The following is a 20,587-nucleotide window of genomic DNA, read 5'->3' on the forward strand; positions in this document are numbered from 1 at the left end:
ATTTTACTTCTCAATTACGACCGTTTTGCGGTTATAGGAGAGGTTTGTGAAGATGCCGATGCCTCCCTTCACGGAAGACACAATGCGCGAAGGCTGGGCAAATGGGTTTCCGTTGGCCCTGCGTGCATCCGAAATAGAGCTTAGGAAGTCGTAGTACTGCTTCTCGATGTGAAACAGCGACACGATCAGTGTATCGCCCTCTTCGTAATCATAGCCCGACCCGTAGGACACACGCTGGCCATTGGTAAGCTGGTCACTGGATACGAAATCCCGCTGGGAGGAGTTGGACAGGCTGTCGCGGTGCACCATGTAGCGGTAATAGTTCGCGGCATCCGGGTTGTCCTGGTAAGAAGTGAGCAGGTAGGCCTTGTTGCTTTCATTGAACTTCCACTCCACAGCCTCAATCGGAACCTGTCCCATGATGGTGGTAGTACCGGTCACGTGACGACCTTTCTTATCTTTGACCTCCAGCGTGAGCACATCGCCGGGTTGCAGGTTGAGTTTCTCGTTTTTGCGATGAGTATAGTATTTGCCCGTCGCCTTGTTTTGAATGGGGCTGAAAGGCAGTTTGATCGTTCTGCCCTGGTGGGTGATGAACACTTCCGCATCTGGCACAAGGGGCAATTCGGGTTCGTTGAAGTAACTCACACTCTCCAGCACAACGGCCCGAAGGGGCTTGCCGGGCTCCAGGTAGCATTCAACCACGAGCTGTGATTCGTAAGGGGGTAACTTAATCTCCACTTCCTGCTCCATGTCACAGGATAGGAGCAAAAAGAGTAGGGGCAACAGCAAGGTATAGATCGCTCGTCTGGTCTTCATCAGAACTTGAAATTATAGGTAACAGAAGGTATAACCGGGAAGAGCGACACCTGCTTGGCCCGGAAGCCGAGCGTTTCGTTGTCATCTTCGTCCTTTACCTGCTCGAAATACACAAAGTATGGGTTGCGGCGGTTATAAGCGTTGTAGGCATTGAAGGTCAGGTCGGCCTCGCCACGTTTGGGCTTAAGCTTAAGCACCAGACCCAGGTCCAGCCGGTGGAAAGCATCCAGGCGGAAGCTGTTGCGGTCGCTGTATACAGGCACCACGGTAGCACTTTTGCCTTGCACATCCTGAAAGGCGAAGCGGGCCACGGGCAGCGAATAGGCGTTGCCGGTGCCATACACAAAAGCACCGGTCAGGTTGATGCGCTTGCTTAACTCGTGCAGCACCACCACACTCAGGTCATGGCGGCGGTCGTAGCGGGTCGGGAAGCGGCGGCCTCCGTTAATGTCGTCGAACTGGCGGTAGCTCCACGACAAGGTATAGCCTACCCAGCCGGTGGTGCGTCCTTTTATCTTTTCGAGGTATACCTCATTGCCGTAGCTCTCGCCCTTGCCAAACAGAAACTCCCCTTCCAGGTTGTCATTCACAAAGAGATTGGCCCCATCGCGGAAATCGATCTGGCGGTGCATCCACTTGTAGTAGAGTTCGTTGGTGACCATGTAGCGGCCTCCGCCAAAGAGGTGGCTTATACCTGCGGCCACTTGTTGGGAGCGTTGCGGCTTCACGTAGTCATTGGATGGATACCAGATGTCGGTTGGCAATGAAGCACCTGAGTTGGCTACCAGGTGGATGTACTGCATCATGCTGGCATAGCTGGCTTTCAGAGAGGTGTTCTCGCTGAGGCTATACCTGGCAGAAGCCCGCGGCTCGAAAGCACCGTAGGTTTTGCCACCGCTAGTGAAAGCCGACATACGAAGGCCGTAGTTAAGCGAAAGCTGGCTGCTTACCTGGAAGTCATCTGCTATATAAGCAGCGGCTTCCGTGGCTTCGTAGTCATTGCCTGCCCCAAAGCTGATGCGGTCATCGTCTGAATCGAAATTGAGGCGGCCGATCGTGAAGTTGTGCCGGGTGGCCATAGCACCGAACTGCAAGGTATGGCCTTTGTCCAGGATCAGGCTGAAGTCTGTTTTAAGAGCAATATCACGGATATCGGAGGTCAGGTTGAAGCTGAACACGTCGATTTTGTTGGTGACATTGTACTGGTAACTGCTACCCGAAAGTGTCGTGTTTACCTGAAAGCGCGGGTTGAACTTATGCTGCCAGCGCAAAGCGCCTACCTTATTCCCCCAATCGAAGCCAAACTGAAAGTCCGCGTCGTTAAACCCGAAGAAATCACGACCAAAATAGCCACTCAGAAACAGTTCGTCTTTCTCACCAAGCTTGTAGTTTGCCTTGCCATTCAGGTCATAAAAGTAGTAGTCAGGTATAGGATTGTAGTCCTCTTTGCCTTCCTGTATGCGGTTGATCTGGCGTGTGAATACATCAAAATAGGTGCGCCGACCGGACAGAACAAAAGAGGATTTGTCTTTCACAAGAGGCCCGTCTACGGTCAGGCGCGAAGCAATCAGGCCAATGCCGCCCGTTACGCCAATGCGCTCCTTGTTGCCTTCCCGCATCTTTACATCCACCACAGACGACAGTCTGCCGCCAAACTGCGCCGGGAAACCTCCTTTGTAGAGTTCTACACTTTCAACCGCATCCGGGTTGAACACGGAGAAGAAGCCGAACAGGTGGGAGGCATTGTAGACCACGGCGTCGTCGAGCAGCACCAGGTTTTGGTCAGGACCACCCCCGCGCACATACAGGCCCGAGGCTCCTTCGCCGCCCGATTGCACACCCGGCTTCAGTTGCAGCGCCTTGATGAGGTCAACTTCGCCGAAAATGGCCGGCAGGAGTTTCGCCTCTCTGGTGGTCAGCGTCTCAACGCTCATCTGGTTGGCATTGAGTTTCTGCTGGAGCGAATTAGCTTCGATCACAACTTCACGCAACTGGCTGTTAGCTGGCAACAAGGCAAAGTTGATAGTTAGGTCCCGGTCAGTAACCTCGATGGTACGGGTAGCAGTTTCGTAGCCGATGTAAGTGGCCTGTAAGGTATGGCTGCCTTCGGGTAGTTGCAAGGTATAGAACCCACGGGCATCCGTTGCAGCACCGATACGAAGCTCGGGAACCGATACAGTAGCCCCTATCAGGGCGTCTTCGCTGCCGGTGCCCCGAACGTAGCCACTGATGGTGTAGGTGCTCTGCGCAAATGCATCAGGGGCAAGGAAACTGAGTAGACAAATAATGTATACAGCGAAAGCTGGTAAGCGCATCTAACTAAAATTAAAACCGGGGGCTTTGAGAATCAGGCACAAAGGTACATACAAATAACCTGATCCGCCCCAGAAAAACGACCCTTATCAGGCCGTCTTAAGTAGAATTTTTTAATGAAACAGCGCGATTCTCAAAATGTTCCTTTTAAGGGAGGGATTCTTAAGGCATGGTATCGTTTAGCCAGGAGGCACGCAGGCGAAGCTGTCGCTCCGATGGAGAGGCAACCGGCTCTAGCAGGTGAAGCACTTCCCGTTTGACAGCGGTTACTTTTCCGGTGAGTTTTTTTGGTTTCACATTGCCCTTAGCGTCTTTGCGTCCTACGGTGATCTCTATTTTGCTGCCCGGCTCGGCCTGTTGCAGTTCTTCGCCTATGATGTCTCGGATGTTCATGGGCGTGATCTCTCTACCGTTGAAAGCCAGCAGTTGGTCGCCTTCCTTAAAGCCCATTTGCTTTCCGAACTCGTCCATGTCATCCGCCTCAGCCACCGTGATCTTGTCGGCTTCGCGGTCATAGCCTGGCACAAAGCCTCCGTAGGAATTGACCAGCTGCACCGAAACAGGCTCGTATTTAACTCCTACCTTGTTGAGCAGTTCCTCCAGGGGCAGGCGCTCACTGCCTTCCACATAGCGGGCGAAGAAGGTGCGGATCTCCGGGTAAGTGAGTTCGGCTATCTTGTCAAACAGCTCGTCGTCTTTGAAAGGACGGCCTTTGCCGTAGGTTTTGGCCAGGTCCTGCATCAGGTCTACCAGTCCGTACTTGCCATCTGACAGGTCGCGCAGCTGTATATCCAGCGCCATCCCGATCAGAGCTCCCTTTTGGTAGACATTGCCATACTGGTTTTCGTGCTGGTCCAGCACTTTGGCACTCATCTCCGTGAAAGGCAGTGTATCGTTAAAAGCCATGGAGTTGAAAATATACTCCCGGATCTTCTGCATGAACTCGTCTACTGAGACCAGGTTTTCGTGCACCTGCACATGCGAAGCAAAGTATTCTGTTACGCCCTCATACAACCACAAGTGCTTCGACATGCGGGGGTTGATGAAGTCAAAGTCATGTATTTCCTCAGACTGAATGGAAAGAGGCGTCACGATATGAAAAAACTCGTGGGCCGCCACGTCGCGCATGGTGCTGTTGAAACGCTCCTCCGGCATCTCAGGCAGATAGTAAACGGAAGAATTGGAGTGCTCCAGTGCCCCATAAGAACCCGACTTGCCTGGTCGCTCCGGCACATAGATCAAAAAAGCATACTTATCCACCGGCAAGGTGCCGCCGAGGTAGCTACGCTGTGCTTCCAGAATATCGCGGATGTTGTCAGCGATAGGTTTGGATGTCACCCGGCCGGTAGGGGAATATACAGACACCAGCACGTCAGTCCCACCCAAATTCAGTACAGTCGTGTCAGGTTGGTTATACATCAGCGGCGAGTCGGCCAACTCCACATAATTGGTTACGGTATAGGTGTCGGCAGTGGCTGTGCTGGACGTAGCCTGCAGTGCCGTGGAGCCATAAAAACCGGCGGGTTTGGTAACCGTGAGCTCGTAAGGTACCTGCTTTAGTCCGTCGAAATAACCTACGAAGCCAAACGGATTGAGCAGAAAGTTTTTGCCTTCCTCGATGTTGGTGCCGCCCGGTTCAAACACCACATCCTGCCGTCTTTCGGCATCAAATGTATCGTCTACCCAATAGGTGATTCTGTCCAGGTTCTGAGCCTGTGTGATGCGCCAGCGGTTAGTATCGATCCGCTCCACAGGCAGCGGCTTGCCCTGCTTGTCCAGCGCCTGAAACTCTGACACGAACTTGCCAAAGTCAGATACGGAGTAGGTGCCGGGCACAATCTTGGGCATGTTGTAGATTGCTTCGCCTTGCTTGATAGCCGGTGGGCGCAGGCTTACCGGTACCCTATCACCTTTCACCTGGGTCAGGTCGATCGTGACGGCATAGCGAGGTTCTGAACTCGACTGTGTAGCAACCGAGGAGCATCCGAAATGAAGGCTGAGCAGCAGGAGCAGGATCGTTTTGGTTAATTTCATGTAGTGCGGACGTGAGTTAACAACCTAGTTAACGGTCACGGGCTGCTTTTGGGTTTGTACTTGCCTTTTCTCTAAAAAAGAATCGACAGAAAGGGGACCGGCACCGTTGAACAGGTAAAAGAACCCTGCGAAAATAAGCTCAGCTGCCGGATAGTATTGCGGAAACGACTGCCCGATATGTACGATGAAAATGGCTGCCGTGAAATTGATGATAAGCAACAGGCCCGCTATCCGGACTCCCCAGCCTAGCAGGAGCATCAGGCCAATCAGAAATTGGGTATAGACCGAAAGATGTGCGGCCACCAGCGGGTAGGGTACCCCATGCGCCTGCAGAAAATCCCGGAACTCGAGCATGCGCTCCCAACTAAACACATTGTCCTGTACGCCATAGATCAGAAAAATGCCCATGGCAAAACGCAGGAACACCACCCCGTAGGCTTTATGACGACGAAAAAAAGCGAAGGCGTTCCTTGTCATAGGTTACCTGAGAGCACTGATGACTTTGTTTTTCTCATAATCAGAGCCAATAGTATTGGCTGCTTTCTCCACTTCCGCACGCAGATCTTTATTATCGGCAGGTATAGCACTCGCAATGTTGCGGAGCACTTTGCCCTTTTCATAGTCGGAGCTTATGCGGCTTACGACCGGTAGGAGCTCTTTATACTGGGCCTGTGACAGTTTATGGTTCTTTACAACAGCGTTGATGATTTTTGCCTTCTCGTAGTCTGATGAAAATTTATCAATGATGGAAAAGGTCGGTTTGTAGTTGTGCTGGATAAAATCAGCCTGTTTGGTCAGTTGCTGCAGTACTTTGGCTTTTTCGTAGTCAGAGGATATTTTGCCAGTCTGCTCCAGCGCCATGGCCATGCTCTCTTTGCCCATATCCGGCGTCTCCAGCAAATAAAGCAATGCCTTGCGACGCTCGTAGTCAGAATTGATCTTGTCACTCACCTGTAGGTAGCTGCTCACCACATCCTTGTTTTTTAGATGTGCAGCGGTTACCGTACCCAAAGCTTTTCGGCGCTCATAGTCGGAAGATACGTGCTTGTCCACAAACTGCAACGACTGCTTCAGTTCAGCAGGCTTCAGGTCGGGCTGCTGGTACAGGTGATGCACAAAGCGCATCTTTGCATGTTCACTGCCTGCTTTCTCAGCCTCAGCAAGTACTCCTTTCGCACCTGCTTTACCGTAAAGGTCTTTTACTAACTCGGCTATACCTATGCCGGTGTTGGCCATCAGGTCCGGCATCACCTGCTGCAGCCACTCTCTGCCAGCTGGCTCATAAGCCACCTTTTTCCCATTCTCTGTGTAAGTGCGGGTCAGGTTACCGTTTGCATCGCTCGTGATCTCAAGTCGCTTCGTATCATCATTAACAGAACGCATGTACTTGATGTAGCCGTTTGGAGAGATACTTTTAATATCTTTCAGGTCATCAGTGAGGGTGACAGTTCCCTGGCGTTTCAGTTCTTCCCGCTTGTTGTTATCTGTGTTAATGTATACCTGCTCCCCGTTCTTACCGTCTTTGCCACCTACCTGTATCCGGACATTGTTGTTTTTCTTCTTTGCCTTCACGGTATCCTGCTGCATGACTTCCACACCGGTAATAAGGCGCAGACTAGTAGAGGCGGCAGGGCGCAGGTCAAGCATGCTCAGGACGCCAGCGGCAAGTGAAGCAAAAAAGATAGTAGATGGCTTTGTCATAGTTTTTATTTTTAATGATGCATTTTGTTGGGTAAAGGATGCTTCAGCGGGTATCTTTTTTTGACAACCCGCTGAATTCACCTTTAATTAACAATACAAACACAAACTCAATTATATTACTCCGTGCGCAGTGCCTTTATAGGGTCTGCCAGTGCTGCCTTCATGGCCTGATAGCTGACTGTGGCTAATGCTATAGTCATAGCGGCTAATCCAGTTGTCACAAATACCCACCAGCTAATCTCGATGCGGTACGCAAAGTTTTGCAACCACTTATCCATACTATACCAGGCAATAGGTATAGCCACTATTATGGCAATAAGAACCAGTAGCGCAAAGCTTCTGGAGAGCAGTAGCACAATTTCTGAAACTGATGACCCGAGCACGATCCTGATACCTATTTCCTTGGTGCGTTGCTCGGCCATGTAGGCTGACAACCCAAACAAACCTAAACAGGCAATGACAATAGTCAGGATGGTGAAATATGTAAAGATGACCAGCATTTTCTCTTCCGCACGGTACTGCTGCTGAAAGCTCTCGTCCAGAAACTGGTAATCCATCGGAAATTCGGGGAAGTGTTTTTTCCATACCTTATCCATATCCGCTAAGGTGGCAGAAAGGTTAGCCTCAGCGTTTACACGCGTCAGCAACCTCCCGAAGTGCGGCTCCAATCGGATAATGAGTGGCTCAATCTTGCTATGCAGTGATTTATAGTTGAAGTCTTTTACCACGCCGATCACTTTGCTTGTGAGCGTATCGTCCGGGAGCTTAATGCGTTTATCCAATGCATCTGTCCAGCCAAACTCTCTGGCGGCAGCTTCATTTATAAGGTAGCTATGGGTTTCATCGGTGCGAATTTCGCGTGAATAGCCGCGTCCTTCGGCTAGCTTTATGCCCATCAGATCTATGTAGGAGTAATCCACGCCAATATGGTTGATCGTCCGCGTGACCATCTTGTGATTAATCTCTACCTGAAAGTCAGAAGTGAGGGCATCTTCGCCTGGCAGTTGCTGGGCACTGGAGGTATAGGCAATTTGTGGTAACTCAAGCATTTCCTTTTTGAGGAGCGCCAGCTTTTCCTTCTGCTTCACCCAGCCGATAGATGGTATTTTAACAGAAATGACCTGCTCTTTCTGGAAGCCAAGATTCACATCTTTCAAATGCTGCATCTGGTTAAATACTACTACAGTGCCTATAATCAGGATAAGGGATATGGTAAACTGCAGCACGACCAAGGCTTTGCGAAGCCTGGCGTTGCCGCTATTGGGGGTAGCATTTGCTTTTAGGGCTTCAACCGGCTTATAGCCTGACAGGTATAAGGCCGGATATCCACCTGCCATAAAGCCTACAAAAATGACAATGCCGAGTATGAACAGACCTACTTCGGGCTTCAGAATAAAGATGGTGTCAATATTTCTTTCGGTTAGGCTGTTGAACAAGGGGAGTATTAACTCTACTATGGCGAGCGCTACTACAACAGCAATGAGAGTAAGCATGAAGGACTCAGCTAAAAACTGCTTGACCAGCTGACTGCGGCTGGCTCCGATTGTTTTGCGTAAGCCCACTTCCTTAGAGCGTTTGGCAGATCGTGCTGTGGCCAGATTAATGTAATTGATAGCTGCGATGAGCAGGATAAACACTGCTATGACTCCGAAAATATAGATGTAGGTAATATTGCCTACTTCTCCAACCGGATACTCCAGGTCTTTATCCAGGTAAGCGTCTGTAATAGGTTGAATGCTGTACCCGGTAACAGCAATACCATCCATCTGTTGGTTTGGCTTTGCTTTCCGGTTATACAGTTCCGGCAATTTTGACATCAACGCACCCGCCTGCTCAGCTTTAAATAGTTTCAGATAGGTATAGCCACCTACCATCTGCCACTGGTTCAACATGTATTCTGTGTTGGTATCATAGTGCAATGGCAAGACAGCATCGATCTGTAAGTGCGACGGCTGTGGATGTGAGATTACCCCCGTCACCAGGAAAGTTCTGGCGATATAAGTAAGTGGTTTGCCTAGTGCAGAGTCGGCACTGCCAAAATACTTTCGGGCCAACGCTTCGGTCAGGACTACTGAAAATGGGTTTTGCAAGGCAGAGGCGGGATCACCAGCTACAAAGGGAAAAGGCAGGACTTTGAAAAAATTACTGTCAGCGTAGGAAATGCCTACGGTGAGGGCATTTTCATTTGAGCGGAGCGAGTTCTGGCCCATTTGCAGGAGAAATGTTGCCTGCTCTACCTCCGGATACTCTTCGGTCAGGGTTTGAGCCATCGGGCCGTGGCTGAGTGCGGTTTTCTTAGCCTGTCCGTTTAGGCTCATATCGCTCGTAACTCTATACAGCCTGTCAGCATCACTAAAACTCTGATCGTAACTCAGCTCATGTTGCAGAAATAAGTAGATGAGTATGCAGGAAGCTATACCTACAGCCAAACCAATAATATTGATGGCAGCATGTGCCCTGTTTCGTGTTATGTTGCGCCAGGAAGTAAGCCAGTAATTCTTGGTCATACGAAGGGGTTAAGGATGTACTGTTTATACCTATTGCGCCTGACAAGTCATGGTCAGCGCATTTGCATACTTTGTATTGATTACTCCATGCGCAGCGCCTGCACCGGGTCCTCCAGCGCGGCTCGTGTGGCTTTAAAGCTGACGGTCAGGATAGCAATCAGCAAGGCCAACAGTCCCGAGATTAAGAATACCCAGATGCTGATCGGCGTGCGGTAAGCGAAGTCCTGCAGCCACTGTTGCATGCCATACCAGGCGAGTGGGCTCGCAATCAGAACGGCGAGGCACACCAGCACGGCAAAGTCTTTGGTTAATAGCACCACTATACCTGAGATCGAACTGCCGAGCACCTTGCGTATTCCAATCTCCTTGGTGCGCTGTTCTGTTGTAAAGGAGGCCAGCCCAAACAAGCCCATGCAGGCGATGATGATGGTGAGGAATGTAAAATAGCCGAAAATGGTCAGCATTTTTTCTTCCGCGCGGTACTGCTCGTTGAAGCTGTTATCCAGAAAGAAGTAGTCCATCGGGTGAGTAGGAGCGAGGCGCTGCCAAACGCTCTCCACATGCGCGAGGGTAGCCTCCATGTTTTCAGGGGTAATGCGTGCCATCAGGTAACCATTGTTCTGCGGGGCGAGCATGATCACAAGCGGCTCTATCTGGCTGTGCAGCGAGGTATAGTTAAAGTCTTTCACTACCCCGATTACCTTGGCCCGGGTGGTATCGGAGCCACCAATGCGTTTGCCAACGGGGTCAGTCCAGCCCATCACTTTGGCGGCCGCTTCATTCACCATGATACCGTACTGCAGGTCCGTGCTCATGTCTTTTGAGAAGTTTCTGCCTGCTACCACAGGTATAGCCATCAGGTCGAAGAACTCATAATCTACCCAGATAGTATTAAAAGTTTTCTCTACCATCTGGTTGTCACGCTCCACATTGAAAATGATAACGCCTGTGCTCGCTCCCGGTATCATGGCGCTGGTAGTCGCGCTGGTAATATTCGGGTGCTTGAGCAATTCGGACTTCACGACAGGCATTTTGTTGACGAGCGTTGTATCGCCGCTGGGAATGTCCACCACCAGCACTTGTTCCTTATTAAAGCCAAGGTCCTGCGTCTTGAGGTAATGCATCTGGCTGTACACGACCACCGTGCCGATGATCAGTACCAGCGAAATGGTGAATTGCAGAACCACAAGCCCCTTTCGTAAAAAGGCTCCACTGCCTGTTGGCATTTTGCCTGTTTTCAGGATATCAACCGGCTTGAAGTGTGACAGCACGAGTGCCGGATAACTACCTGCAATCAAGCCGATGAAAAGGCCAATGCCGAGTAGCGTCAGCGCAAAGGAAAGATCAAGGAAATAAGTGCCGGGTATGTTTTTGTCAGCCAGTGCATTGAAGGTGGGCAGCATCAGTTCGACCATTACCAGGGCCAGTAGCACTGCCAGCAGTGTGAGCAGCACTGACTCGCTCAGGAACTGGGCGATGAGTTGATAGCGATTAGCTCCTACCACCTTGCGTAGCCCTACTTCTTTTGCCCGTTTGGTCGCACGTGCCGTCGCCAGGTTCATGTAATTGATGGAGGCGATCAGGAGGATGAACAGACCAACAAATGAGAAAATATAGATGTAGGATTTTTTTCCAACCGGAAACGCCTCCCACAGGTAGTCGGTATTCAGGTGGATGTCTGGCAACGCTTGCAGGTGCAGTTTCACACGTTCTGTCGTGTTGGGGCGCCCCGGTGATATGCGCCGCTCCACAAAAGCGGGTAGTTGTGACCGAAGTGACGAGGCATCGCCAGTGTTTCTAAGCAGCACATAGGTATAGCTATTTGTGTTGCCCCAGTTAGTGCGCATGTTATTGCGAGCCTCTGCAGGTATGGTGCTGAAGGAGGTAAGCACGTTGGGGCGCATATGGGCCGCGTCCACAGGCTCGAATATACCTGTCACTTTATAAGATTGGCTGCCAATGCGGAGGGTACTGAACATGGCATCCAGCGGGTCGTTAAAGAACTTCGCCGCCACATCTTTTGATAGCACCATCGTGTTTGGCTCCATCAGGGCTGATTTAGGATCGCCCTCCAGCATTTTGTAGTCAAAGAGCTGAAAGTAATTGCTGTCTGCCCAAAAGGTATAGTCGATGGTAATGGCTTTTTCATCTAAGCGAAGCACCTGCTTGCCACGGTTGATCATGCGGGTAGAAGCTTCCACTTCGGGGAAGTCTGCTGCCAGGGCAGGGGCTAGGGCCGCATGGGTAACAGAGGCTTTTTCAACTTCATCCTCTACAATCAGGTCGTTGACAACGCGGTATATCCTGTCATGCTTCGAGAAGGCCTTATCGTAGCTGAGTTCATGCTGCACATACAGGTATATGAGGATGCAGGAGGCAATACCGATGGCCAGACCCATAATATTAATGGTAGCATACACCTTGTTTCGTGTCATGTTGCGCCAGAAGATGAGAAGGTAATTCTTGAGCATGGATTATACTGCTTTAGTCACTCATTTCATTTGGTCAATATTCCATGGCTATACCTGCAGTACCGTTACACTGCCGGGGCCACCGCTCACATTAATGCAAAGCACCTCTCTGCTTTTGCAGATGTGCTGTCATCACATGAGGCAGAAGAATTTTCTGCTATCAGCCCTAGAGCAGTTCGGCAGCGTGTTTTCTGGCGTTGAGGCTCTCTGTCACGATCTGACCGTCAAACAGATTCACGATGCGGTGTGCATATTCAGCATCAGAAGGAGAGTGCGTTACCATCACTACCGTAGTGCCTGCATCATTGAGCTCAGACAGCAGCGACATCACCTCTCGGCCATGAACTGAGTCCAGGTTACCAGTCGGTTCGTCAGCCAGGATCAGGCTTGGGTTGGATACTGTAGCACGGGCAATGGCGACACGCTGCTGCTGACCACCCGAAAGCTGCTGTGGGAAGTGCGCATGGCGGTGGGCAATGCCCATACGCTCCATGGCCTCTTTCACACGTTTGTCAGCCTCAGCACGCGGTATACCCAGGTAAGCTAGTGGCAAACCGATGTTCTCCTCCACCGTCAGCTCATCGATCAGGTTGAAACTCTGGAACACAAAGCCCAGGTTATGCTTGCGTATCTTGGCACGCTGGCGCTCCGATGCATGGCTGATGTCCTGGCCCAGGAAGCGGAAAGTGCCGCCCGAAGGACTGTCAAGCAAACCGAGGATGTTCAGCAGCGTGGACTTGCCACAACCGGATGGACCCATCACCGCCACAAATTCGCCTTTGGCGATGCGCAGGTCCACACCCGCCAGGGCAGTCGTTTCAACCGTGTCGGTGATGTATTTTTTCTCTAACTGCTGTGTTTCGATGATAAAATCTTCCTTGCTCATGGTTTCTATATTGTTGATTGATGATTGTTAAATTGTTGTTTTAGCCTTTATTTTAATTCCAGCCGGTCTATGTCGCCGTAGCTCTCATAGGAGGAGAGAACTACCTTCTCGCCTGGCTTCAGGCCGTCAAGTACTTCGTAATGCTTTGGGTTCTGACGACCCAGTTTGATGGAACGCTTGGTCGCATGGTCACCCGACTTATCCACCACGAATATCCAGCTGCCTCCCGTACTTTGGTAGAAACCGCCGCGTGGCAGGAGCACGGCCTTGCCGCCATCATTCAGGTTCAACCTGATTTGCAATGTCTGACCACGGCGTATACCTTGCGGAGTGGCGTCCCCGGCAAATTCCAGGTCTACCTGAAAAGTGCCGCCCTGCACTTCAGGGAATACCTTGGCTACTTTCAGTTTATAGTTCTGTCCGTTGAAGTCGAAGTTGCCCTCCAACCCAGGGTAAATGCGGGAGATGTAGTGCTCATCTATAGAGGCTCTCACCTTGTAGCCGCTCATGTCGTCTACCTGTCCAATGTTCTCGCCGGCACCTTTAGACTCACCAACCTGGGCCTTCAGGGTAGAAAGCTGGCCGGATATAGGGGCTGTCACATACAAGCTGTTCAGCGTGTTGCGAGCCATGTTAATATTGGCCTGCATTCTTCTGATGGATTCATCCAGCTGGCGCAGGCGGTCATCCAACAGTTTTGCGTCCTGCTTCACGGAGCGGTCGCCAAGGATCTTGCGTTTTCTGAGGTACTCGTACTCTTCTTTCGATGCCTGGAATTCCTCCTGCGAGATCACCTTTTCCTCAAACAGTACTTTATTCCGGTTGTAGGCCCGCTCAGCGGTTGCCAGGTTGTATTCGATCTCGGCCAACTGGTTCAGCTGCCTGATCTGCTCCTGCTTCATGGTGATCTCAGAGTTCTGACGCTCATTCATCAGATCGTAGAGCTGCGTTTCACGGGTCATGAAGTCGATCTGGAGCGTCGTGTTGGAAAGCTTCAGAATAGTATCTCCCTTTTCAACCATGCGGCCGTCATCGGTGTAGATCTTCTCCACACGGCCACCTTCTGATATATCCAGGTAAAATGTTTTGAGAGGCTCCACCGCACCATCGATGGCGATGAACTCCTGAAACACGCCGTTCTCTACTGTGCCTACGGTAATGCGCTTGCTGTCAACGTTGAGTTTAGAGGAGTGTTCTGCAAAAAGTAGATTGTATAGAATCACCACCAACAGTAGGGCAGCACCGACTGCAGCAGCGATTTTCTTAGGGGTATATTTTTTCTTTTCTATGACGCGATCCATAGCGGGGAAAGAGTTTCTGTGTAATGCTGCACAAGGATTGCCAATAAATGTGCCATTGTGATTAAAATGCTGTATAACAGTGTTTTGTGCATTGTTTGACAGGTGATGTCGAGCTAAACTGTTCGGTATCGTACACTACTTTGTCTGTATGCGAACACTTGAACACACGAGTAAAAATACACTGTTTTTCTCTTTCTGATTTTACGTCGGGCCATAGGGGGATAACTTTTGGTATTCTGAAACAGAAAGTATTTCTTTACCCCGAAGAATTTGTAAAGTCCTTGCAGCTCATGCGGAAAACCGATTGTAAAATACTGGTGGTAGATGACGAAGAAGACATCCTGTTGGCAAGCAGACTGCTGCTCAAGCAGCACTTTGCTATGGTGGTGACGGCTTCGGACCCCTACAGTATTCCGGCTTTGTTGCAGGAGCATCGTTTTGATGTGGTGCTGCTGGATATGAATTACAGCACCGGCGCCACCTCCAGCAAGGAAGGTCTGCACTGGCTGAAACAGATCCTGAAACTGGCACCGGCAGTCAAGGTAATTCTGATGACGGCCTATGGCGATATTGAACTGGCAGTGCGTGCCCTCAAAGAAGGGGCTACCGATTTTGTCTTAAAACCTTGGCAGAACGATAAGCTGGTAGCTATTCTCAAGACTGCCTGCCAGCAGAATAGGGGAGTGGGCAAACGCAGTGCGGAAACAGCCGAGCAAAACCAGACCTCCTTCCACTATGCCGGTTTTATTGGCGTATCACCGGCCATGCAGCGGGTATACCAGACGATAGAAAAAGTAGCCGGTACTGATGCCAATGTGCTGATACTCGGAGAAAACGGCACAGGCAAGGAAGTGGCAGCACGTGCCCTGCACCGTAAGTCGAAACGGGCCGATAAGGTCTTTGAGAAGGTAGACCTGGGAGCTATTAGTGAAACGCTGTTTGAAAGTGAGTTGTTCGGCCATGCCAAAGGCGCCTTTACCGATGCCAAGGAAGAGCGCATGGGCCGGATGGAGGCCGCAAATGGCGGAACCTTGTTCCTGGACGAAATAGGCAATCTGTCGCTGCCACTTCAGGTTAAGCTCCTGTCTGTGCTGCAAAACCGACAGGTGATCCGGCTCGGCACCAACAAACCTCGACCCATCGATATCCGCCTGATCTGCGCGACCAACATGCCGCTTTACGACATGGTGCGGGATGGCACTTTCCGGCAGGACCTGCTTTACAGGATGAACACCGTAGAGATATACCTGCCCCCGTTGCGGGAGCGTCGTGAGGATATCCGGTTGCTGGCGGAGCACTTCCTGCGCGTATACAGTCAGAAATATGAACGTGAAGGACTAGGTATAGCCCCTGGCACCATCCGCCGGCTGACAGAGTATCGCTGGCCGGGCAATATCCGGGAGCTCGATCATGCCCTAGAGCGAGCCGTGATTTTGTGTGATCAGCAGGAGCTGCAGCCAGAGGATTTTTACTTTGCCCCGGACGATGTATCGGCTAAGGTCACCGGTCAGGAGCCTGTTTTGGAAAACGACTATACCTTGGAGGCATTGGAAAAAATGATGGTGCAGAAAGCCCTTGTAAAACACGCCGGCAATATTACCCATGCAGCAAGGGAACTCGGCATCACCAGAACAGCACTTTACCGCCGCATAGAAAAACATGGTTTATAACCGCTTCAGAGTTAACCTACTGTTGCGGGTGATGCTGTTGATCATCAGCATTGCCGGGATCACTCTGGTTCTATACCGCACTGAATGGTACATGACAGCCATTTGCATGGGATTGTTGCTGCTTTTTCAGCTCTATGACCTGGTGCATTTTGTAGAACGAACCAACCGCGATATTTCAAGCTTTCTGGAAGCTATTCAGCACTCAGACTTTACACAACGCTTCGCAATAAAAGGTGGCAATCCGACCTACAAGGAGCTTTATCAGTCGTTCAATGATGTAGCAGATGCCTTCCAGCGCATCAAAACGGATAAACAGGTACACCACCTGTACCTGCAGGCGATTGTGGAGCACATTGGCGTAGGTATCGTTTCTTTTGAGGAGAATGGACGTGTGGAGTTGGTCAACCATGTGTTGAAAGAAGTACTGCACACGCCTCACCTGGAGCACATAGAATCGTTGGGCCGCATCAGTGAGGAGCTGGTGGAAACGTTGCACAGCATCGGTCATAACGAGAGAAGGCTTGTTAGCCTTCAGGTACGGGATGAGCAACTGCAGCTGGCCCTGCATGCCACCACCCTGTTCTCGCAGGGGCGTACCTTGAAGATTGTGTCATGCCAGAATATCAAATCAGAGTTAGAGGAGCAGGAGCTGCAAACCTGGCAGAAATTGATCCGGGTGCTCACTCATGAAATTATGAATACCATCACACCGGTCATCTCCCTCACGGCTACTGTTTCGGATTTGGTAGAAGAGGAGGTGGTCGCAAAGGCTGTCGCCGGAGAAATGCCAGAGGAGGAGGCATTGGAGGATATACAGGCGGGATTAAGAACCATTGAGAAACGAAGTACCGGGATGCTCCACTTCGTGCAGAACTATCGCCGCCTGATGCGGGTGCCAACGCCAGAAGTTCAGACTGTTAAAGTAAAGGACCTGCTCAAAAATGTACAGACCCTGCTGCAGCCTGAAATGGAGGCTAGGCAAATAAAGCTCTCCATCTACCTGCGCCATGATAAGGCTGAACTGCAGCTAGACCCGGAGCTGATCGAACAGGTGCTGATCAACCTGATCAAGAACGGGATGGAAGCATGTCAGCAGACAGCAGGACCCTGTGTGGATGTGATCGCCTATCAGGAAGAGCAGGACAGAGGTCGCTTTCGGATCGATGTGCAGGACAACGGGACAGGGATTGCTCCTGAAGACCTGGATAAGATTTTTATTCCTTTTTTTACCACCAAAAAGCAGGGCTCAGGTATAGGTCTCAGCCTCTCCAGACAAATCATGCGCCAACATGGAGGCACTATACGTGTCAGCAGCCCCCCAGGCGGTCCTACCACCTTCAGCCTGATCTTTCGAATCAATGATGAGTAGTGAGTAATTAAGAATGGTTTGGAAAACGTTGAGTGGAAGTGCCAAGCAGCTGAAGCTTAGGTATATCAGCTTCCGCTACTCTTTCTTACAAATTATAAATTACTCACTACTCCTTATTAACTCCTACAGGTTCTGTTGAATGATTTGGTTTAGCTGATGCCCCGGCACGGCACCGGCCTGTTTCCAGACGACCTGGCCGTTTTTGAAAAGCATAAAAGTAGGCACACCCTGCACACGGTACTGCTGAGCGGCAGCCTGGTTCTTGTCCACATTTATTTTGATGACCTTCAGCTTCCCTGAAAACTCCTTGGCCAGCTGCTCCACTACCGGGTTCATCATTTTGCAGGGGCCGCACCAATCGGCGTAAAAGTCCACGAGTACCGGCATGCCCGGGCTTTTGATCAGTTCAGCGAATGATTTCTTTGCCATAGCTCTATTGTTTAATTGTTTTTACGAAGTGCAAAGCTAAAGGATAAAACCCGCTGACACTAAAAAGCTGCAAGGAGGCTAGCACAGGTCTCCGATTTCCTTTCGAGTGATGACACTGCAAATTACACCAGGGACGAGGCATTTAACTGCAGAGTAGAGGGTGCTATACTTGGTTTGTCTACTAACCGGGAACTATAGTAGGTGCGGCGTGATTATTGTACTGACAAGTTTTTCCCTGATTAACATGACGAACCTAAAATATAAGCTGAGACATTGGTTCAGCTCTCTGACGATTGCCATCCTATTGGTAACAACCACCTTCCCGCTCAACTCATGCAGCAAAAGTGATGCGGCCGTACCTGAAAACGTAGCGGAGCGCGAACTGCTCGTGTCGTCAGAAAAGGTAGGCACCCTGCCGGCCGCTATGCTCAAGCAACTGGCAGGTGCCTATGCCGGCAGCTTCCAGAATCAGATCAAATATGATGTAGCGATTTACAAAGTAAACTACCGTACCACTTTCCAGGGCCGCGAAACAGTAGCCTCCGGCTTAGTCGCTCTGCCGATGAACCTAACGTCGCCTGCACCTGTGCTGAGTGTGCAGCACGGCACGATCTTCAAGCATGACGAGGCGCCCTCCGCCATGAGTGGTGGCCTTACTGGTTTTGAAGTGTTTGCCTCCGGTGGCTATATCACGCTTATACCTGACTATTTAGGTTTCGGGGCTTCTAAACAATTCCTACACCCTTACTATCACCAGCAGTCTTCAGGTATAGCCGTGGTCGATATGATCAAGGCGGCCAAGTCACTATACGCCCAAGAAGGTATGACTGATAATGGACAATTGTTTCTGGCGGGCTACTCTGAAGGCGGCTACGTAACACTGGCTGCACAAAAGGAGATTGAGACGAATCCACAGCATGGTCTGAAAATCACCGCCTCCGGTGCAGGAGCTGGTGGCTATGACCTCACTGAGATGCTGGCCGATGTGGTGGCGGGCAAGCCTTATACCTATCCAGCCTACCTGGCTTATGTGCTGATGAGCTACAACAAGACCTACGAGTGGAACCGTCCGCTTTCTGATTTTTACCAGGAGCCTTACGCTACCCGGCTAGCTAGCTTGGTTAATGGCCAGCATAGTGGCAGTGCCATCAACAAGGAACTGACTACTCAGACGGAGAATCTGTTTGCAGCTACTTTCTTGGAAGGGCTCCGTGGGAATGGTGAGCAGGTGCTTAAAAAGGCCCTGCAGGATAATAGCTTTAACAATTGGGTGCCGCAGAGTCCGACGCGATTGTACCATGGTACCGCCGATGTGATTGTGCCTTATGCTAATTCTAAGCAGACTTATGAGCGGATGAAAGCGGCTGGTGCTCCGAATTTGGAGCTTATACCTATTCAGAATGGTAATCATGGGGGTAGTTTGATTCCGATGCTTACTGATTTGATACCCTGGATGCAGTCGTTTAATGCGAATCCATAATAGTAGTTTAAGCTACTTCTTAGTTATTTCTCAATTCTTTGCCATTTCAAATTTTTGTCATTTCGAAAGAATTGAGAAATCTAGATGGTTTCAGCCTTTAAGAAAATGGTTTTACTGGTGTAGGGACTTGTGCTATTGCATAGTTGGCTTTTCGCCTGTGCGGCGGGCACTGTTTGCCCTGGCCGGGCGGGCCTTACTTTTTGTCTTGACACAAAAAGTAAGCAAAAAAGTCAAGACGCTCCAAACTCGCTGAACGCTCGAACAGTGGAGTGTCATTTGGTGCACTTGGCACTGCTGATTGTTTCATAGCCAACGTGCGAGTTAGTCTTTCAATGCGTGTCGGCTTGGTCTTGCTATACCTGCCAGTGGTGTGTTGCAGTCACTACAAGGCTTATACTAAAGGACTGGCAGTTATAGGCTCCCCTCCTTGGATAAGGAGGGGCAGGGGTGGTTGGACACCGGCATCTGGAGCACCAACTTAAGCCCCAATATTTGTAAACTGAAAAAGCCAAATTCCCCCTCTAAGGGTAGGCCCATTTCATTCTGCTTTATTTGTCATCCCGTAGGGATCTTGGTGAAGAGAGCCTTTGCCCCCGCAAGTAGCAGCGGCTTATCACCCATACGACCAAGTTTCTTAACAGAATGACAGGGATTTTTGTACAAGGCTTTGTAGAATTAAAAGTCCCCTTGTGGCATACATATGTCCAATATGTCGGCTTACTTGCAAGAAAAAGGCGCTTCGTTCAGCCAATCCGGCCAGCGAAGCGCCTTTTTTTATTCAACCGGAACAGAACCTATACCTTGGTACACTTCAGCGAGTACACCATCGGAATCATATTCTGCAAATGCTTGATGCGCCAATAGCCGTCGGGGTCTTGCACAGTGTGGCTGAAGCAGTTGTAAGGGGAGTAGGGGAATTCGTAGAATAGCTCTAGTTTCAGGCCTTGGTTCAGCAGCGCTGTGATCACTTCGCTCAGGCTGTGGTTCCAGGAGTATTCTTTGTACTGGATCGGGGCATCCCGGTCGGCGTAGGTGCCTGTGCTTTCCTCTACAATTGGCTCTGGGGTGTTGTGATAAGGGTACTGCACTTGCGTGAAGTCATTGTCGAACATCCACACCACCGGATGGAACTCGACCATGTAGAAGGTGCCGCCCGGCTTCAGGAAATGTGCGATCACTTCGGCCCAGCGGTTTAGGTCGGGTAGCCAGCCAATCACCCCGTAGGACGTAAACACTATATCAAACTGCCCCTGCAAGTTTTCTTTCAGATCATACACATTGGAGCACACAAAGCGGGCGTTCAAGCCAAGCTCGTCGTTTAGTTTCTCTGCCTCTTTTATGGCTTCGTCCGACAAGTCTATACCTGTGGCTTCGGCTCCCAGTCTGGCCCAGGAGAGGGTGTCCTGACCGAAGTGGCATTGCAGGTGGAGCAGACGCTTGCCAGCCACTGGCCCCAGCTCTTCTAACTCTATGGCGTTGAGGCTTGACTTCCCTGCCTTGAAACTGGCGACGTCATAAAAAGCCGAATCTTTATGCACAGCCGTGCGCAGATTCCAGGCTTGTCTGTTCGCTTCAAAATATTCCTGTTCCATCCCTTTTTTTGTGAA

General features: G+C 50.5%; 14 protein-coding genes. 3 read left to right on the forward strand and 11 right to left on the reverse strand.

Going from position 1 to position 20,587, the window contains the following annotated elements:
• Window positions 1–3: 3 nt before the first annotated feature.
• The 9 genes from Q1A54_RS11815 to Q1A54_RS11855 form a co-directional block, all read right to left on the reverse strand.
• A complete protein-coding gene (locus Q1A54_RS11815) occupies window positions 4–819 on the reverse strand; it encodes a DUF4249 domain-containing protein (protein WP_299988218.1) in 816 nt (271 codons plus the stop codon).
• On the reverse strand, window positions 819–3,134 hold the full coding sequence (locus Q1A54_RS11820; protein ID WP_299988221.1) for a TonB-dependent receptor: 2,316 nt from the start codon (window positions 3,132–3,134) through the stop codon (window positions 819–821). Before Q1A54_RS11820 ends, Q1A54_RS11815 begins: the two co-directional genes overlap by 1 nt.
• Before the next feature lie 160 nt (window positions 3,135–3,294).
• Complete coding sequence (locus tag Q1A54_RS11825; RefSeq protein ID WP_299988224.1) at window positions 3,295–5,166, reverse strand: peptidase M61; 1,872 nt, start codon at window positions 5,164–5,166, stop codon at window positions 3,295–3,297.
• A gap of 24 nt (window positions 5,167–5,190) precedes the next feature.
• A complete protein-coding gene (locus tag Q1A54_RS11830; protein ID WP_299988227.1) occupies window positions 5,191–5,643 on the reverse strand; it encodes a DoxX family protein in 453 nt (150 codons plus the stop codon).
• A gap of 3 nt (window positions 5,644–5,646) precedes the next feature.
• Entirely contained in the window at window positions 5,647–6,867 is a 1,221-nt protein-coding gene (locus tag Q1A54_RS11835) for a hypothetical protein (RefSeq protein WP_299988230.1), read from the reverse strand.
• 116 nt (window positions 6,868–6,983) lie between these two features.
• Window positions 6,984–9,374 (reverse strand): ABC transporter permease, encoded by a 2,391-nt coding sequence (locus tag Q1A54_RS11840; RefSeq protein WP_299988233.1) that lies wholly within the window; start codon window positions 9,372–9,374, stop codon window positions 6,984–6,986.
• Between the two features lie 80 nt (window positions 9,375–9,454).
• Window positions 9,455–11,845, reverse strand: coding sequence for an ABC transporter permease (locus Q1A54_RS11845; RefSeq protein WP_299988236.1), 2,391 nt, complete (start codon window positions 11,843–11,845; stop codon window positions 9,455–9,457).
• A gap of 166 nt (window positions 11,846–12,011) precedes the next feature.
• A complete protein-coding gene (locus Q1A54_RS11850) occupies window positions 12,012–12,731 on the reverse strand; it encodes an ABC transporter ATP-binding protein (protein ID WP_196115175.1) in 720 nt (239 codons plus the stop codon).
• A gap of 47 nt (window positions 12,732–12,778) precedes the next feature.
• Window positions 12,779–14,032, reverse strand: a complete 1,254-nt coding sequence (locus tag Q1A54_RS11855) for an efflux RND transporter periplasmic adaptor subunit (protein WP_299988245.1) — start codon at window positions 14,030–14,032, stop codon at window positions 12,779–12,781.
• Window positions 14,033–14,322: 290 nt separating this feature from the next.
• On the opposite strand from Q1A54_RS11855, the gene Q1A54_RS11860 reads away from it, so the two are divergent.
• Both Q1A54_RS11860 and Q1A54_RS11865 read left to right on the forward strand, forming a co-directional pair.
• A complete protein-coding gene (locus Q1A54_RS11860; RefSeq protein ID WP_299988248.1) occupies window positions 14,323–15,702 on the forward strand; it encodes a sigma-54 dependent transcriptional regulator in 1,380 nt (459 codons plus the stop codon).
• Entirely contained in the window at window positions 15,692–17,071 is a 1,380-nt protein-coding gene (locus Q1A54_RS11865; RefSeq protein WP_299988251.1) for an ATP-binding protein, read from the forward strand. The genes Q1A54_RS11860 and Q1A54_RS11865 overlap by 11 nt, the downstream gene beginning before the upstream one ends.
• Before the next feature lie 123 nt (window positions 17,072–17,194).
• Here the strand turns inward: Q1A54_RS11865 and trxA are convergent, their stop codons facing one another.
• Window positions 17,195–17,500, reverse strand: coding sequence for a thioredoxin (gene trxA / locus Q1A54_RS11870; protein WP_196115180.1), 306 nt, complete (start codon window positions 17,498–17,500; stop codon window positions 17,195–17,197).
• A gap of 244 nt (window positions 17,501–17,744) precedes the next feature.
• Between trxA and Q1A54_RS11875 the strand changes: the two genes are divergently transcribed.
• Window positions 17,745–18,980 (forward strand): lipase family protein, encoded by a 1,236-nt coding sequence (locus Q1A54_RS11875; RefSeq protein WP_299988255.1) that lies wholly within the window; start codon window positions 17,745–17,747, stop codon window positions 18,978–18,980.
• A gap of 794 nt (window positions 18,981–19,774) precedes the next feature.
• Here the strand turns inward: Q1A54_RS11875 and Q1A54_RS11880 are convergent.
• Entirely contained in the window at window positions 19,775–20,572 is a 798-nt protein-coding gene (locus Q1A54_RS11880; protein ID WP_299988257.1) for a class I SAM-dependent methyltransferase, read from the reverse strand.
• Window positions 20,573–20,587: the final 15 nt, after the last annotated feature.

Origin of the sequence: uncultured Pontibacter sp. (genome assembly GCF_947502515.1) — a bacterium.
Lineage (GTDB): Bacteria > Bacteroidota > Bacteroidia > Cytophagales > Hymenobacteraceae > Pontibacter.

What these genes read in the sequence shown, in the direction of transcription:
- Q1A54_RS11845 (WP_299988236.1), bottom strand. Translation starts at nt 11,845, where the DNA reads ATGCTCAAGAATTACCTTCTCATCTTCTGGCGCAACATGACACGAAAC.
- Q1A54_RS11875 (WP_299988255.1), top strand. Translation starts at nt 17,745, where the DNA reads ATGACGAACCTAAAATATAAGCTGAGACATTGGTTCAGCTCTCTGACG.
- Q1A54_RS11830 (WP_299988227.1), bottom strand. Translation starts at nt 5,643, where the DNA reads ATGACAAGGAACGCCTTCGCTTTTTTTCGTCGTCATAAAGCCTACGGG.
- Q1A54_RS11880 (WP_299988257.1), bottom strand. Translation starts at nt 20,572, where the DNA reads ATGGAACAGGAATATTTTGAAGCGAACAGACAAGCCTGGAATCTGCGC.
- Q1A54_RS11825 (WP_299988224.1), bottom strand. Translation starts at nt 5,166, where the DNA reads ATGAAATTAACCAAAACGATCCTGCTCCTGCTGCTCAGCCTTCATTTC.
- trxA (WP_196115180.1), bottom strand. Translation starts at nt 17,500, where the DNA reads ATGGCAAAGAAATCATTCGCTGAACTGATCAAAAGCCCGGGCATGCCG.
- Q1A54_RS11855 (WP_299988245.1), bottom strand. Translation starts at nt 14,032, where the DNA reads ATGGATCGCGTCATAGAAAAGAAAAAATATACCCCTAAGAAAATCGCT.
- Q1A54_RS11865 (WP_299988251.1), top strand. Translation starts at nt 15,692, where the DNA reads ATGGTTTATAACCGCTTCAGAGTTAACCTACTGTTGCGGGTGATGCTG.
- Q1A54_RS11860 (WP_299988248.1), top strand. Translation starts at nt 14,323, where the DNA reads ATGCGGAAAACCGATTGTAAAATACTGGTGGTAGATGACGAAGAAGAC.
- Q1A54_RS11840 (WP_299988233.1), bottom strand. Translation starts at nt 9,374, where the DNA reads ATGACCAAGAATTACTGGCTTACTTCCTGGCGCAACATAACACGAAAC.
- Q1A54_RS11850 (WP_196115175.1), bottom strand. Translation starts at nt 12,731, where the DNA reads ATGAGCAAGGAAGATTTTATCATCGAAACACAGCAGTTAGAGAAAAAA.
- Q1A54_RS11835 (WP_299988230.1), bottom strand. Translation starts at nt 6,867, where the DNA reads ATGACAAAGCCATCTACTATCTTTTTTGCTTCACTTGCCGCTGGCGTC.
- Q1A54_RS11815 (WP_299988218.1), bottom strand. Translation starts at nt 819, where the DNA reads ATGAAGACCAGACGAGCGATCTATACCTTGCTGTTGCCCCTACTCTTT.
- Q1A54_RS11820 (WP_299988221.1), bottom strand. Translation starts at nt 3,134, where the DNA reads ATGCGCTTACCAGCTTTCGCTGTATACATTATTTGTCTACTCAGTTTC.